We start from the raw sequence: 14,124 nt of genomic DNA on the forward strand, positions 1-14,124 counted from the left end.
TTTAAATCTTCCTTCAGTTATTTATCCCATTTGTAAAATCATGTTATGATCTTCAATCATCTTCCTTAAGTTGCTCAGCGCGTAGCGCATCCTCCCTAAAGCTGTATTGATGCTGACATCGGTGATATCAGCGATTTCTTTAAAACTCATGTCACAAAAGTGGCGCATAATCAACACTTCCTTTTGGTCATCTGGAAGCAATTGGATGATTTTCTTTAAATCAATATCTCGTTGCTTCTTTACCAGCTTAGTTTCCACATCGTCCTCCGAGAACTGCAGCAATTCAAAAATATCATATCCGTCGCTGCTAACGACCGTAGGCGTTCTTTTTTCTTTCCTGAAATGATCGATGACCATGTTATGTGCAATACGCATGACCCAAGGAAGGAATTTTCCCTCGTCATTGTATTTCCCAGCCTTTAAGGTGTGGATGACTTTGATAAACGTCTCCTGAAAAATATCTTCAGCTAGGAAATCATCTTTCACCTGTAAATAAATAGACGTGTAAATTTTGGACTTATATCTTTCTAGTAGAATTTGTAGCGCTATTTCATCACCCGCTACATAGAATTGTATCAATTCTTGATCACTCTTTTTTTTCAATAGTTTCATAACATTTTCCCCAATTTCAAATAGGTCACTTTGACTTACTTTAATTTAATTTTTTAGAGTATCTGTTTTTTCTATAAGCGATTCTTTAAATTATATACATCAAATTGAATGAAAAAAATTGAGTTATCAAATTTTGAATATAAGTTTTAACATTTATTCACATCTAACTAAAAATGGCTTCACAATAATGAAGCCATTTAAAGGTTATTCTTTACAAATAAGAACTTTTTATTTATACAATGGGAATTTAGCCATCATTTCTTTCACTTTACCATGAATTGAAGCTAAAGCAGCCTTATCCGCTCTTTTTTGAATTGATTCGTCAATTAATTCACCGATCTGAATAATTTCATTTTCTTTGATTCCACGGCTTGTAATTGCAGCTGTTCCAAAACGAACTCCTGAAGTTACGAACGGAGAGCGCGTATCGAAAGGAACCATGTTTTTGTTGGTTGTGATTCCAGCTTCGCCTAAAATCGCTTCTGCCTCTTTACCTGAAATATCTTTATTTCTTAAGTCAACCAACATTAAGTGGTTATCCGTTCCTCCAGAAATAATATTGTAATCTCTTCCAATTAAGAAATCAGCTAATACTGAAGCGTTTTTCTTAACCTGAACGATGTAATCCATGTATTCGTCCGATAATGCCTCGCCATAAGCAATCGCTTTTGCCGAAATAATATGCTCCAAAGGACCGCCTTGTGTACCTGGGAAAACAGCTAAATCTAATAATTGAGTAATTGTACGCAACTCGCCTTTTGGATTTGTCAATCCCCAAGGATTTTCAAAATCTTCTTGAACCATGATCATTCCGCCACGAGGACCGCGCAACGTTTTGTGGGTTGTTGTTGTCACAATGTGACAATGAGGGAAAGGATCAGATAATAAACCGCGAGCGATTAAACCTGCTGGGTGAGAAATATCTGCAACAACGATCGCACCGATTTGATCAGCTGCAGCACGAATGCGCGCGTAATCCCAATCGCGTGAATAAGCCGAAGCACCGCAGATAATCACTTTTGGTTTTTCGCGAAGTGCAGTTTCTTCTAATTGTTTGTAATCAATTAATCCTGTTTCTTTTTCAACTCCATAGAATAAAGGCTCATATAATTTACCTGAAAAATTCGCAGGTGAGCCGTGAGTCAAATGCCCTCCATGAGATAAATCAAATCCTAAAATTTTATCGCCCGGTTTTAAAATTGCTAAAAACACAGCCGCGTTAGCTTGAGCGCCAGAGTGTGGCTGAACATTCACCCAAGATGCGCCAAACAATTGTTTTGCACGATCGATAGCAATTGTTTCAACTTCATCCACAACTTCACATCCACCATAATAACGCTTTCCTGGTAATCCTTCAGCATATTTATTAGTTAATACCGAACCTGCAGCTTCCATCACTTGTTTACTAACAAAATTTTCCGAAGCAATTAATTCAATTCCTTCTTCTTGACGTTTTAGTTCGTCAGCGATCAGATTGAAAATGACTTGATCTCTTTCCATGTTTAAATATTATGGGGGGTGTTAAAATTAAAATTTTTGCAAATATAGTGCATATCTTGTTAAGCAGGTAGCAAATTGTCAAAAGAATTACCTAAAGCCTATCAAAATTTAAATAGACAATTCTCGTTTAAGGATTTTTTGAGCGTCTTCGTATGGATTAGGCTCCAATTCCTTCATGTGTTTCAGGACAACTGAAATGTAATTATCCAAAGTAGCTTCTTTGGGCAAGCCATCCGAAGAGTTTTTCAACAAACTAATCGTATTCTTTTTTAGCTCGTTTATCGTGTGCCAAGCAACTGAAGACACGTACAGCTGCTGTGTGAAATTATGTTGGTATTCATTTTCGATCTCTTGAATCAATGCTTGTCTAAATTCAGAAACAGACTGATTTGGATTATGCATGCGCAACATTAACTGATAAGGCTCTATGCGCAATGTGAATAGCAAAAGACGTTCGTATGCCGTATAGGTTAATTGAAGATTTTCTCTCAGAAAAGCCTTGCTTCGGTTCAGCGAGCTCGTTCTAAGCATATAGGATTCAATTTTTGGCCAGAGCAATTTAAATGTAAGCAATATGCCGGCAAAAATCGAAAAAGTGTATATAAATAGATTAGCAAAGAAAGTAGTCAATTCCATTTGGAGAACAATGTTTAATAAATGTCAAAAATAAGGCGATCAAATTTTTGTGCTTAAAATTATGTAAATTTGTTCAATTAGTAAGTATAAATTAAGTTTTATGAGTGTAGAAAGTATATTAGCTCCAGCTCCTGTAACATTGACTGAGGGCGCATTAAAAGAGCTTAAGAAATTAATAGATCAGCAAGAGATTACAAATGATTTCGGATTACGCGTAGGTGTTGAAGGTGGAGGATGTTCCGGAATGAGCTATATTTTGGGTTTTGACCAAAAAAAAGATGGTGATACCGAATATGAAGTGCATGGCCTTCGTTTATTCATGAACAAAGCACATGGAATGTACCTTGCTGGAATGGAAATTGATTTTAAAAATGGATTAGATGCGCGAGGATTTATTTTCAACAATCCAAACGCGACTAGCTCATGCGGATGCGGAAGTTCTTTCTCCGCATAATCTCAATTTAAGAAATATAATAATGAAAGTCTGTAATTAAGTTTACGGACTTTTTTATTGAGTACCACTGAAAGCTCCAAATTCATGCGGCGGAAAAACAAAAGCCAGCTTTCATCTTTTCTTAAGAATTGCTTATTTTTAATGAAATAATTGAATCAAAGCCATGCTAACAGAAATTCATCCAAAATTACCTATGCGAGACAAAGAAATCACCAAAGATTTTTATTTAAATCAATTGGGTTTTCAACTTTTAGGTGATGCTGATTATGATGGCTACCTGATGGTCTATAAGGATAGTATTCAAATACACTTTTTTGAATTTAAAGATTTAGATCCTGCCGAGAACTACGGACAGGTTTATATTCGGACAGAAAATATTGATTTGATTTATAAGGGTTTTCTAGAAAATCAAGTGAAAATCCATCCAAATGCGCCTTTAGCAATCAAACCTTGGGACCAAAAGGAATTCTCTATACTTGATCCAGATAGTAATTTATTGACGTTTGGAGAGCATGTGTAATTAACTGAATTCAAATTCCTTTAGCGTAACGCCCTCCTCTTCGAAATTAGCTAACGCAACCTGCAGGTCATATTCCATTTGCATTCTAAGCCAAATCGCAGCTGTACCTCCAAAAACTTTGCTAATTCTAATCGCTAAATCTGGTGTCAAAGCTGTCTTTTCATTAACGATATGTAGAAGTTTTATCCGTGGCACACCCAATAATTTAGCAGCAGAAGCTACAGTCAACTTATTCGATTTTAACACATCTTCTTTCAAAATCAATCCAGGATGTAAAACTAATCGTTTTGTCATTCTTAATCTGTTTTAATACTATAAACTTATTCTCTGTATTATCCGTTGTTGAACTAATACTTTTGTTATCTACTAATCACCACTCAGTCTAATGTGTATCTACGAAATTAACATCATACACATTGCCATCGACCAGCCTAAAAATAACCCGATAATTCGCATTCACATCTAATGACCAAAATCCTTTAAACGGAGGGCCTTTAAGCTGATGAAGTCTGAAACTTTTCGAAACAGCACCTAAGTCATTGATAGTTTTCGTAGAATTAAGCAGTGTTAATATTCTCTTCAATCTATCGACGCAACTCTGAGGTAGCTTTTTGTCAACATTTTCTTCCCAAAGCAACTCTAATGCCTTGCTTGAAAAGGATTTAATCATAGTCTCAAATTTTATTAAAAACTTAAAATCACCAAGACAAACTCCTTGTTATAAATTTACGCTATTATCTCATTTCTTCAAAATTTTTGTACGATGCAACAGATTTACAATCATCCGGCAAGTCATGCTTAATATTTTGGTACGGGGAAAATTGCCAGTGTATTCATTTAATAGTATATCCCTTAAAAAGAAATTACCTTCAATACATAAACCTTTTGGCTATTATTCTTAAATTAGCAACCTTTTAGAAAATTGGAGAAATACGTATGTATAAGGAGTATAAGCACTTAAATTTAACAGAAGTTGGTAAGAACATATTAGCGAGGTGGGAACAAGAGAATATCTTTGAAAAAAGTATTCAAAACCGCCCTGCTAGCAAGCCTTATACATTTTACGAAGGACCGCCATCGGCTAACGGCATGCCCGGTATCCATCACGTAATGGCGCGTTCCATAAAGGACATTTTTTGTCGGTATAAAACATTAAAGGGTTTTCAGGTTAAGCGTAAAGGCGGTTGGGACACACATGGTCTGCCAATCGAACTAGCTGTAGAAAGAACTTTAGGAATCACAAAAGAAGATATAGGAAAGAAAATCACTGTAGAAGAATACAACGATGCTTGTCGCAAGGAAGTCATGAAATACACCGATGTGTGGAATGATTTAACCTTAAAAATGGGCTATTGGGTAGATTTGGAAAATCCATATATCACTTACGAAAACGAATACATCGAGACCCTTTGGTTTTTGCTAAAAGATTTTTACAACAAAGGATTGTTGTATAAGGGATATACGATTCAGCCTTATTCGCCGGCTGCAGGAACGGGTTTGAGCTCTCATGAATTAAATCAGCCTGGCACGTATAAGGACGTAAAAGACACGACCATCGTCGCAGAATTTAGATTGGTCAAAGACCAAGTGCATCCATTAATCCAAACCTTGGTCGAAACGGAGGAAGAAGATGTGGCATTTATCGCTTGGACAACAACACCATGGACTTTGCCTAGTAACACTGCCTTAGTGGTTGGAAAGAGAATTGATTATGTAAAAATCAAAACTTTCAACCAATACACAGGCGAAGCGGTTTCTGTGATTTTGGCAAAGAATTTAATCAACAAACACTTCAAGGCTGAGGCACAGCAGGTTTCTTTCCAAGATTATACTTTTGGCGACAAATTAATCCCTTGGGAAATTGCTTCTGAATTTACTGGCGAAGAATTGGTCGGCTTACGTTATGAGCAATTATTGCCCTACATCACAAACGAAGATTTGCAAGCGAATGCATTCCGTGTGATTTCGGGAGATTTTGTCACGACTGAAGATGGTACCGGAATTGTTCACGCAGCACCGACTTATGGAGCAGACGATTTTCGCGTAGCGAAAGAACAAGGCGTTCCTGCTATCTTGGTGAAAGATGAAAATGGCAAAGAAGTTCCTACCGTTGACCGCAGAGGACGTTTCGTAAAAGAAATAACAGATTTCGCTGGCCGTTTTGTCAAAGAAGAATATTATTCGGATGAAGAAAGGAAAAACCCTGACTTCAAGCCAACGGATGTGCTGATTGCAATCAAATTAAAAGAAGACAACAAAGCATTCGACGTTAAAAAATACGAGCACACTTACCCTCATTGCTGGCGTACAGATAAACCTGTTTTATATTATCCATTGGATAGCTGGTTTATCAAAACGACAGATGTGAAAGAGGAAATGGTCGCTCTAAATAAAACCATCAACTGGAAGCCTGAAGCTACAGGGACAGGCCGGTTTGGGAATTGGTTAGAAAACCTAGTAGACTGGAATCTGTCACGTTCCCGCTACTGGGGCACACCGCTTCCGATCTGGCGTTCAGAAGACCAAAATGAAGAAATCTGCATAGGTTCCATGCCTGAGCTGAAATCCTACCTGGAAGCTTCTATCCAATCTGATGTTTTAAATGAAGATGAAAAATCAGTAAACGCCGCATATTTAGCAAAATTCGGCTCGAAAGATTTAGACCTGCACCGTCCGTACGTGGATGATTTGATTTTGGTTTCTGATGGAGGCCAAAAACTTTTCCGCGAACCGGATTTGATCGATGTATGGTTTGATTCTGGAGCAATGCCTTATGCGCAATGGGGTTTAGATTATGATAAATTAGCTAAAGGCGATGCAGCTCCATTCAAAGATGGATTTGAAGATGCATATCCTGCTGATTTCATTGCTGAGGGGGTTGACCAGACGCGTGGTTGGTTTTTTACCTTGCATGCAATTTCGACCATGTTCCGTAAAAACGTGGCGTTTAAAAACGTCGTTTCTAACGGATTGGTATTGGATAAAAATGGAAATAAAATGTCGAAACGTCTTGGAAATGGAGTTGATCCATTTGCGACAATCGACAAATATAGCGCAGATGCAACGCGTTGGTACATGATCAGCAATGCTTCCCCTTGGGACAATTTAAAGTTCAATGAAGAAGGCTTGGATGAAGTTCGCAGAAAATTTTTCGGAACGCTGTATAACACCTATGCATTCTTTGCTTTATACGCAAACATTGATAATTTCACGTATTCTGAAGAGGAAATAGACCTTTCAAAACGTCCTGAAATTGACCGCTGGATTATTTCATTGCTAAATAGCTTGACGCAGGAAGTTGACGCTTATTACGCCGATTTTGAACCGACAAAAGCAGCTCGTGCTATTCAAAATTTTGTCGATGAGAATTTGAGCAACTGGTACGTTCGTTTGTGCCGCCGCCGTTTTTGGAAGGGCGATTATTCGGAAGATAAAATTTCAGCATACCAAACTTTATACACTTGTTTAGATACAGTTGCCAAGTTAATGTCGCCTATAGCGCCATTTTTCTCGGATCAATTGTATTTGGATCTGCATCAAGAAACGAAAAAAGAAACATTTGAATCAGTGCATCTAGCGGATTTTCCAGTCTATCAAGCTGATTTAGTTGACAAAGATTTGGAAGAGCGCATGGCTTTGGCACAGGATATATCCTCATTGACTTTGTCATTGCGTAAGAAGACGAGCATCAATGTTCGTCAGCCTCTGCAAAAAATATTGGTACCGGTATTGGATAATGAATTCCAGAATAAAGTAGAATTGGTTAAAGATTTAATCTTATCCGAAACGAACATCAAAGAAATTGAATTTATCACAGACACGACTGGAATCATTAAGAAGAAAATCAAACCTAATTTTAAATCGTTAGGTGCTAAGGTCGGCAAGGACATGAAAACCGTAGCTGCCGCAATCCAAACCTTAGATGCTGCACAAATCGGCGAACTTGAATCAGCAGGACAGCTGGCTCTAGCCGGTACGGCCTACACAATCAGCAGCGAAGATGTGGAAATTATCGCGGAAGATGTGGAAGGATGGCAAGTTGCGAATTTAGGAAAGCTGACCGTTGCCTTAGATATCCACATTTCTGAAGCTTTAAAAGAAGAAGGAATTGCAAGAGAATTAATCAATAGAGTTCAAAATTTGCGCAAAGAGAAGGGTTTTGAAGTAACCGACCGAATTGATGTAAAAATAATCTTGAACCCTATAATTCAAGATGCTGTGAATAATAATTTATCGTATATTTGCGCAGAAATTCTAGCGACTTCATTGATCTTTGTAAACGATCTTCAAGAAGGAGATACGATTGAAATTAATGAAAAAGAATTGAAGCTATTAATCGAAAAAAATTAGAGTATGAGTAATAACACTGAGAAAACGCGTTATAGTGATGTAGAATTGCAAGAGTTTAAATCTATAATTCTTGAAAAATTAAGAGTTGCTAAAGAAGAATTGTCATCATTGACCACTTCCCTGAGCAACAGCAACGCCAACGGAACTGATGATACGGCTGGTACTTACAAAACATTGGAAGATGGTTCGGCTACATTGGAGAAAGAACAAACAAATCAGTTAGCTGCTCGCCAAAAGAAATTTATTGACAATTTAGAAGCTGCATTAGTACGTATTGAAAACAAAACGTACGGCATCTGTCGTGAAACAGGCAAACTTATTCAGAAAGAACGTCTGAAAGCAGTCCCTCACACGACATTGAGCATCGAAGCAAAGAACAAGCAATATTAAATTTTTAACAAGTGAAAAATGGTCTTTGCTTATACAAAGACCATTTTTATTTCCATTATGAAAGGCTACAAAAATCCCGTCCTATTAATTCTATTGGTTTTAGCGGTAGATCAGATTTCAAAATTCTGGGTGAAGCTCAACATGACTATAGGTCAAGACTTTAATGTCATAGGCAATAAAGTGCTTATTCATTTTATTGAGAACAATGGAATGGCTTATGGAATGGAATTTGGTGGCGAAAGCGGCAAGCTTTTTCTTTCACTTTTTCGGATCATTGCCGTGATTGGGATTGGCTATGGCCTTCATTACATGATCAAGAACAAATACAATCGAGGATTTATCTTGACAGTAGCCTTGATTTTTGCTGGTGCATTAGGGAATATTATTGACTCGACATTTTATGGCGTAATATTTAGCGAAAGCAATATGTACACGAAAGCGGTCTTGTTTCCAGATGCCGGTGGCTATTCGAGCTTATTTCATGGAAAAGTAGTTGATATGCTTTATTTTCCATTGATTGATGGAAGATTCCCTTCTTGGTTCCCATTTTGGGGCGGCGAAGACTTCTTATTTTTCCGACCTGTTTTTAATGTTGCGGATTCCGCAATTTCTGTAGGGGTATTTTTGATTTTAATTTTCCAAAAACGTTATTTCAAAGAAACCAAGGAAGAAAAAAGCAGTTTGAATAGCGAAATCATCGAAGATTAATTTTCGGATTGATTTCATTAGAAGGTTTTTCAAATCCTTATATTTGTTTCATGAAAAATCTTGCTAAGCAAATTTCCATTTACTTTTCAATTCTAGTTTTACTTGTTGCAAATTCTCCATTAGCGACAGCGCAAATCGTAGAGAAAAATCTAAAAAAACACATTTCGTATTTATCCTCGGATAAGATGAAAGGCCGTGGCACAGGTTCTAAAGAAGTTTCTAAAGCTGCAGATTACATCGAAAAACATTTTAAAAAGTACAATTTAGCACCCAAAGGCGAACAAGGATTTAGGCAAACGTTCACGGCGAAGGTTCGTCGCGTAATTGTTCAAGATAGTATCCGTCAAGCGGACAATGTCATTGGATTTTTAGATAATCAGGCTCCATACACGATTGTAATAGGAGCGCATTATGACCATTTAGGCACTGGGCATCAAGGAAGTTCGAAAGATTCTCTTGGAGTCGGAAAGATACACAATGGTGCCGATGACAATAGCTCAGGCGTTGCCGGATTATTAGAACTGGCTCGGATTTATGCAACAAATGATGTTGTTGAACCTTTTAACTTTCTTTTTATCGGTTTTGGAGCTGAAGAGTTAGGATTAGTAGGTTCTCGTTATTTCACCGAACATCCAACAATCCCTTTGGAATCTATCCAATGGATGTTAAACATGGATATGATCGGTCGCTACAATCCGGATAACGGTTTGGCGATTATTGGCTACGGAACGAGTTCCAAATTTCCTGCAATTTTTGAAGGAATTACGTCGGATATTCGATTTAATTTGAGCAAAGATGGAAATGGTGGTTCGGACCAAACTTCATTCTATAAAAAAAATATCCCCGTATTGTTTTTCCATACCGGAGGTCATGATGACTACCACAAACCGACGGATGATGAAGACAAAATAAACTATCCAGCGATGATTTCAATTCTGGAACTGGAGAAAAAAGTATTGGACAATTCGATGAAACAAGATAAAATGGATTTCCAATGGACAAATTAACTGATCCGAAAGAATTACGGATTTTATTGACAGGGTCAAATGGATTTTTAGGTCAAAAACTATGTGACTTCATCGTAGAGAAAACGCCTCATAAGCTTTTCTGTACCTCTAAATCAGCCAACAGAAACCCCAAAAAATCAGGCTATCAATTTCAAGAAATTGAATTAACTGATTTGGATCGTTTGGAAAAACTGATTCTTGACTTCGCTCCTACCCACGTCATTCATACCGCAGCCTTGTCGTCTGTTGAAGTCTGCGAAAACAACCCAGCGCTTTGCCAGTCGGTCAATGTTGATTCGGTTGATTTTCTTGCCAGCATATGCCTTTCTAAAGATATCCATCTGACATTTCTTTCAACAGATTTTGTGTTTGATGGCAAGAATGGTCCATATGCGGAAGAAGACGAACGTCAACCGACGAATGCTTACGGAGCAAGCAAACTCCAAGCGGAATTATTTTTGCAGAACAGCTCTTGCCGATCGGCCATTTTAAGAACTATTTTGGTCTATGGAGTTATCGATGACAAAAACAGGTCAAACCTAGTTTTATGGGCAAAGCAAAAATTGACTGCTCAAGAATCGATTAATGTTGTATCCGATCAATACCGCATGCCTACGTTTGTGGATGATTTGGCTATAGCTTGTATTTCAGCTGCCGAAAAAAATGCTAGGGGCATTTTCCATATTTCTTCGGAAAACCTTTATTCCGTAAAAGAAGTTGTGGACCAAGTCGCTGATTTTTGGAACCTGGACAAGAGCTTGATTCATCCAATTTCAGCAAAAGAAATCGGTCAGGAAACAAACCGCCCAAAAATAACAGGCTTTGTACTTGACAAAGCAAAACGTGAGTTAGGTTATCGACCGACTTCACTAGTAGAAAGTTTTAAACTAATGGACGAACAATTAAAGTCCTTAACAAATTAATATGGAAGAAAAATTCGCAAAAGAATCGTTGACAATTATGAACGAATTGGTTTTGCCAAATGATACCAACACGTTTGGAAATCTGATGGGTGGAAGGTTATTGTATTGGATGGATATCTGTTCGGCCATGGCTGCTCAAAAACATTCTAACAGCACGGTTGTAACTGTTTCCGTAGACAGCGTATCGTTCAAAAGACCGATTACTTTAGGAGAAGTTGTGACAATCGAGGCTCAGGTTACGCGTGTTTTTCAAACTTCGCTTGAAGTCCACATGGAAATTTTTGCTCAAAATCTTCCGAAAGGCACAAAGGAGAAATCCAATGATGCTTACTATACATTCGTAGCGGTGGATAAGGAAATGAATAGAAAATTGATTCCGCAATTAGTTCCTGAAACGGAAAAAGAAATTCGTCTTTACAATGAAGCGATGCAACGCCGAGAATTGCGGTTGATTTTGGCAGGAAAGCTAAATCCTAAAAGCGCAACGGAATTAAAAAGCTTGGTTAAGATTTTTCAGAATATAGAAAAATAAAATGCGCAGATACTGCGCATTTTATTTTATAGAGTAGACAATTCTAAAATCCGGTCAAATTCTTCCTTCTTCAACGGCATGACCGAAAGCCTTCCTTGACGAACCAACGCAATGTTTTGCAGAAATTCATCAGCCTTTATGGTCTCCAATGTTACTGGCTTCGCCAATGTTTCTACAGGTTTCAAATCAACGACAACCCATTTTGTGTCATCCGTTGTCGGGTCTTGATAAAATTCTTTAACGACTTTGGCTACGCCAACAATTTCTTTGCCTTCATTACTATGGTAAAACAAGACCAAATCACCTTTCTTCATTTCTTTCAGGTTATTGCGCGCTTGATAATTGCGCACGCCATCCCAAAAAGTTTGCCCATCTTTATTAAATTGTTCCCAACTGTATTTAAAGGGTTCTGATTTGACTAAAAAGTAATTCATTTTTTTAAGTAAAAATTCAAAAGTAAAAATTCAAAAAATTGCCAGGCTTTTTAAAGCGGCAAGTTAATGCAAGTTTCAGTGCTATTTATTTTCTAGAACTTCCATTTTATCTGCAAAATGCGCGCAATAATCGCGTAAGTCGGCAATTACTTTCTCAGCCATTGGGTCACCGCCCGAAGAACGTAAAAACGAATCGGCCATAGTCTGAATCGTTTCATAAAAGAAACGCTTCATCTCGTCATATGGCATATCTTTGGTCCATAAGTCAATACGCATGGAATTTTTGTACTGCGCATCCCATAAGGCTAGGAACATCGCTTTTGCCGGTAATGCTTCTGCGGATTCGCCATCTGTAGATGACCAATGTATAGTTTCTGGAACATTGTTATCATCAAGTCCCACATTTAATTTTATTTCTGCTTTTTTCATATCAATTCAAACTCAATTTTATTAAAACCATCAACATACCTACGATGATGACGAATGCTAGCTGTAAGAACCAGATTCTTTTGCTGTCTTTAAAGATTAACCTAAACAAGAGGTCAATGACTAGCAACACAAAAGTCCAAAGAATCAGCCACCACCATGAAAATGTCATTCTGTCTTCGCCCCATTCGGAAATGTAATAGGCTAAGACGCATGCAATGACGATATTTATTGGTGTAAGCTGAATCTTCATTATTTCTTAGGCGATTTCTTTACTGATTTCAATCTCGGTTTACCCGCGACTTTCTTCTTACGCTCTGCATTAATTTTCGCAAATTTCTTTGCATTTTTCTTCTCATGAAAAGCTCCTTGAAAATCTGGATTATCTTTTCTGATTTGTAAATCTATCTCTCTCGCGATTGCTTGCTTCTCGTCAAAACCTGTCTTTTCAACAAAAACATCGGCTGGCAATTCCTTCACAGGAATTTGCTGACGAATCAGCTTTTCAATTTTCTTAATGTAATATTCTTCGGCAGGATTGCTAAACGTGATGGCATCACCTTCGTTGAATGCTCTTCCCGTTCGTCCTATCCTGTGCACATAATCTTCAATAATGATGGGTACATCAAAATTGATTACGTGGCTCACATTTGAAACATCCAATCCTCTCGCAGCTACATCTGTCGCCACAAGAATGCGGATATTTCCTTCTTTAAATGCATTGATGGAGTTGATACGCGTATTCTGTCCTTTGTTTGCATGAATTACTCGAACTTCATCTTCAGCATATTTCCTTTCCAGAAAATGAAACACATTATCAGCGACTTGTTTCGTTTTGCAAAAAATAATCAATCGATGGAAAGCTTCATCATCTTTCAATAGGTATTGCAACAAATTAAGCTTCGTCTTCAAATTTGGAACATGATACAGCGTTTGCGTAACTGTTTTCGCTGGTGTTGCCTGCTCGCTAACCTCAATTACCGTTGGAAAAGCTAAAAAATCACCCGCTATTTTCCGAACCAATTCACTCATTGTCGCTGAGTACAACAGATTTTGGCGTTTGCGAGGAACAACTTCTAGGATTCTATGGATTTTTCCAATGAATCCCATATCCATCATTTTATCGGCTTCATCCATGACCAGAAATTTCAACGACTTGGTATTGATGTCGCCATCTAAATACAACTCCAGAAAACGTCCAGGAGTCGCCACAATGATATCCACACCAAGTTTTAATTTCTCCTTCTGCGTTTTTGGGCCTAAGCCTCCAAACAGCAAAACAGTGCGCAAATCCAAATAGGTGGAGAACTGTTGTATATTTTCTTCGATTTGCATCGCCAATTCGCGTGTCGGCGTTAAAATTAACGCACGGGCATCTTGTCCTTGTGCATATTTTAATTTCATTAAAAGAGGCAATACGAAAGCTGCGGTTTTTCCAGTTCCGGTTTGGGCGATGCCCATGATATCTTGCCCGGCCAAAGTCGGCATAATCGCTTTCTCTTGGATTTCAGTCGGAACTGTATAACCCGCTTCTGCGATTGCATCCCAAATTTGCTTGTTGAATTTAAAATCGCTAAATGATTTTTGCATTCGACAAAGATAAGAAAAGCTAGGCTATAGCGAGGATAAGTA

At 37.8% G+C, this 14,124-nt stretch carries 17 protein-coding genes; 8 read left to right on the forward strand and 9 right to left on the reverse strand.

Annotation, left to right across the window (positions count from 1 at the left end):
• Positions 1 to 21 precede the first annotated feature (21 nt).
• The 3 genes from C4F49_RS07190 to C4F49_RS07200 all read right to left on the reverse strand — a co-directional run bounded on the left by C4F49_RS07190 (position 22) and on the right by C4F49_RS07200 (position 2,748).
• Positions 22 to 612, reverse strand: coding sequence for an RNA polymerase sigma factor (locus C4F49_RS07190; RefSeq protein ID WP_196935195.1), 591 nt, complete (start codon positions 610 to 612; stop codon positions 22 to 24).
• A 228-nt stretch (positions 613 to 840) separates the two neighbouring features.
• Positions 841 to 2,112: a serine hydroxymethyltransferase gene (gene glyA, locus C4F49_RS07195; protein ID WP_196935196.1), complete on the reverse strand. Its 1,272-nt coding sequence runs from the start codon at positions 2,110 to 2,112 to the stop codon at positions 841 to 843.
• Between the two features lie 108 nt (positions 2,113 to 2,220).
• Complete coding sequence (locus C4F49_RS07200; RefSeq protein ID WP_472908830.1) at positions 2,221 to 2,748, reverse strand: DUF7935 family protein; 528 nt, start codon at positions 2,746 to 2,748, stop codon at positions 2,221 to 2,223.
• Between the two features lie 100 nt (positions 2,749 to 2,848).
• On the opposite strand from C4F49_RS07200, the gene C4F49_RS07205 reads away from it, so the two are divergent.
• Together C4F49_RS07205 and C4F49_RS07210 are read left to right on the forward strand one after the other, a co-directional pair.
• Positions 2,849 to 3,202: a HesB/IscA family protein gene (locus C4F49_RS07205; RefSeq protein ID WP_196935198.1), complete on the forward strand. Its 354-nt coding sequence runs from the start codon at positions 2,849 to 2,851 to the stop codon at positions 3,200 to 3,202.
• A 163-nt stretch (positions 3,203 to 3,365) separates the two neighbouring features.
• Positions 3,366 to 3,722 (forward strand): bleomycin resistance protein, encoded by a 357-nt coding sequence (locus tag C4F49_RS07210; RefSeq protein ID WP_196935199.1) that lies wholly within the window; start codon positions 3,366 to 3,368, stop codon positions 3,720 to 3,722.
• Here C4F49_RS07210 and C4F49_RS07215 read toward each other — a convergent pair whose 3' ends face one another.
• A complete protein-coding gene (locus C4F49_RS07215; RefSeq protein WP_196935200.1) occupies positions 3,723 to 4,016 on the reverse strand; it encodes a HigA family addiction module antitoxin in 294 nt (97 codons plus the stop codon).
• Between the two features lie 88 nt (positions 4,017 to 4,104).
• Positions 4,105 to 4,392: a type II toxin-antitoxin system RelE/ParE family toxin gene (locus C4F49_RS07220; protein ID WP_196935201.1), complete on the reverse strand. Its 288-nt coding sequence runs from the start codon at positions 4,390 to 4,392 to the stop codon at positions 4,105 to 4,107.
• 266 nt (positions 4,393 to 4,658) lie between these two features.
• Between C4F49_RS07220 and ileS the strand changes: the two genes are divergently transcribed.
• Genes ileS through C4F49_RS07250 form a run of 6 tightly spaced genes read left to right on the forward strand, consistent with a single transcriptional unit; the run spans position 4,659 to position 11,632 of the window.
• A complete protein-coding gene (gene ileS / locus C4F49_RS07225; protein WP_196935202.1) occupies positions 4,659 to 8,072 on the forward strand; it encodes an isoleucine--tRNA ligase in 3,414 nt (1,137 codons plus the stop codon).
• A gap of 3 nt (positions 8,073 to 8,075) precedes the next feature.
• The gene (locus C4F49_RS07230) at positions 8,076 to 8,462 is read left to right on the forward strand and encodes a TraR/DksA family transcriptional regulator (RefSeq protein WP_196935203.1); all 387 of its coding nucleotides are present in this window, start codon (positions 8,076 to 8,078) and stop codon (positions 8,460 to 8,462) included.
• Between the two features lie 57 nt (positions 8,463 to 8,519).
• On the forward strand, positions 8,520 to 9,170 hold the full coding sequence (locus C4F49_RS07235; RefSeq protein ID WP_196935204.1) for a lipoprotein signal peptidase: 651 nt from the start codon (positions 8,520 to 8,522) through the stop codon (positions 9,168 to 9,170).
• A 50-nt stretch (positions 9,171 to 9,220) separates the two neighbouring features.
• A complete protein-coding gene (locus C4F49_RS07240) occupies positions 9,221 to 10,177 on the forward strand; it encodes a M20/M25/M40 family metallo-hydrolase (RefSeq protein WP_196935205.1) in 957 nt (318 codons plus the stop codon).
• Entirely contained in the window at positions 10,165 to 11,100 is a 936-nt protein-coding gene (locus tag C4F49_RS07245; RefSeq protein WP_196935206.1) for an SDR family oxidoreductase, read from the forward strand. Before C4F49_RS07240 ends, C4F49_RS07245 begins: the two co-directional genes overlap by 13 nt.
• 1 nt (position 11,101) lies before the next feature.
• Positions 11,102 to 11,632 carry an acyl-CoA thioesterase gene (locus C4F49_RS07250; protein ID WP_196935207.1) on the forward strand — a complete coding sequence of 177 codons (531 nt, stop codon included), beginning with the start codon at positions 11,102 to 11,104 and terminating at the stop codon, positions 11,630 to 11,632.
• A 26-nt stretch (positions 11,633 to 11,658) separates the two neighbouring features.
• Here C4F49_RS07250 and C4F49_RS07255 read toward each other — a convergent pair whose 3' ends face one another.
• The 4 genes from C4F49_RS07255 to C4F49_RS07270 form a co-directional block, all read right to left on the reverse strand.
• Positions 11,659 to 12,066 carry an EVE domain-containing protein gene (locus tag C4F49_RS07255; protein WP_196935208.1) on the reverse strand — a complete coding sequence of 136 codons (408 nt, stop codon included), beginning with the start codon at positions 12,064 to 12,066 and terminating at the stop codon, positions 11,659 to 11,661.
• Between the two features lie 81 nt (positions 12,067 to 12,147).
• Positions 12,148 to 12,495 carry a gliding motility protein GldC gene (gene gldC / locus C4F49_RS07260; RefSeq protein ID WP_196935209.1) on the reverse strand — a complete coding sequence of 116 codons (348 nt, stop codon included), beginning with the start codon at positions 12,493 to 12,495 and terminating at the stop codon, positions 12,148 to 12,150.
• A gap of 1 nt (position 12,496) precedes the next feature.
• Complete coding sequence (locus C4F49_RS07265; protein WP_196935210.1) at positions 12,497 to 12,745, reverse strand: hypothetical protein; 249 nt, start codon at positions 12,743 to 12,745, stop codon at positions 12,497 to 12,499.
• Complete coding sequence (locus tag C4F49_RS07270; protein ID WP_196935211.1) at positions 12,745 to 14,082, reverse strand: DEAD/DEAH box helicase; 1,338 nt, start codon at positions 14,080 to 14,082, stop codon at positions 12,745 to 12,747. Before C4F49_RS07270 ends, C4F49_RS07265 begins: the two co-directional genes overlap by 1 nt.
• Positions 14,083 to 14,124 lie beyond the last annotated feature (42 nt).

The organism is Sphingobacterium hungaricum (genome assembly GCF_015210005.1).
In the GTDB taxonomy this organism is placed as follows: domain Bacteria; phylum Bacteroidota; class Bacteroidia; order Sphingobacteriales; family Sphingobacteriaceae; genus Sphingobacterium; species Sphingobacterium hungaricum.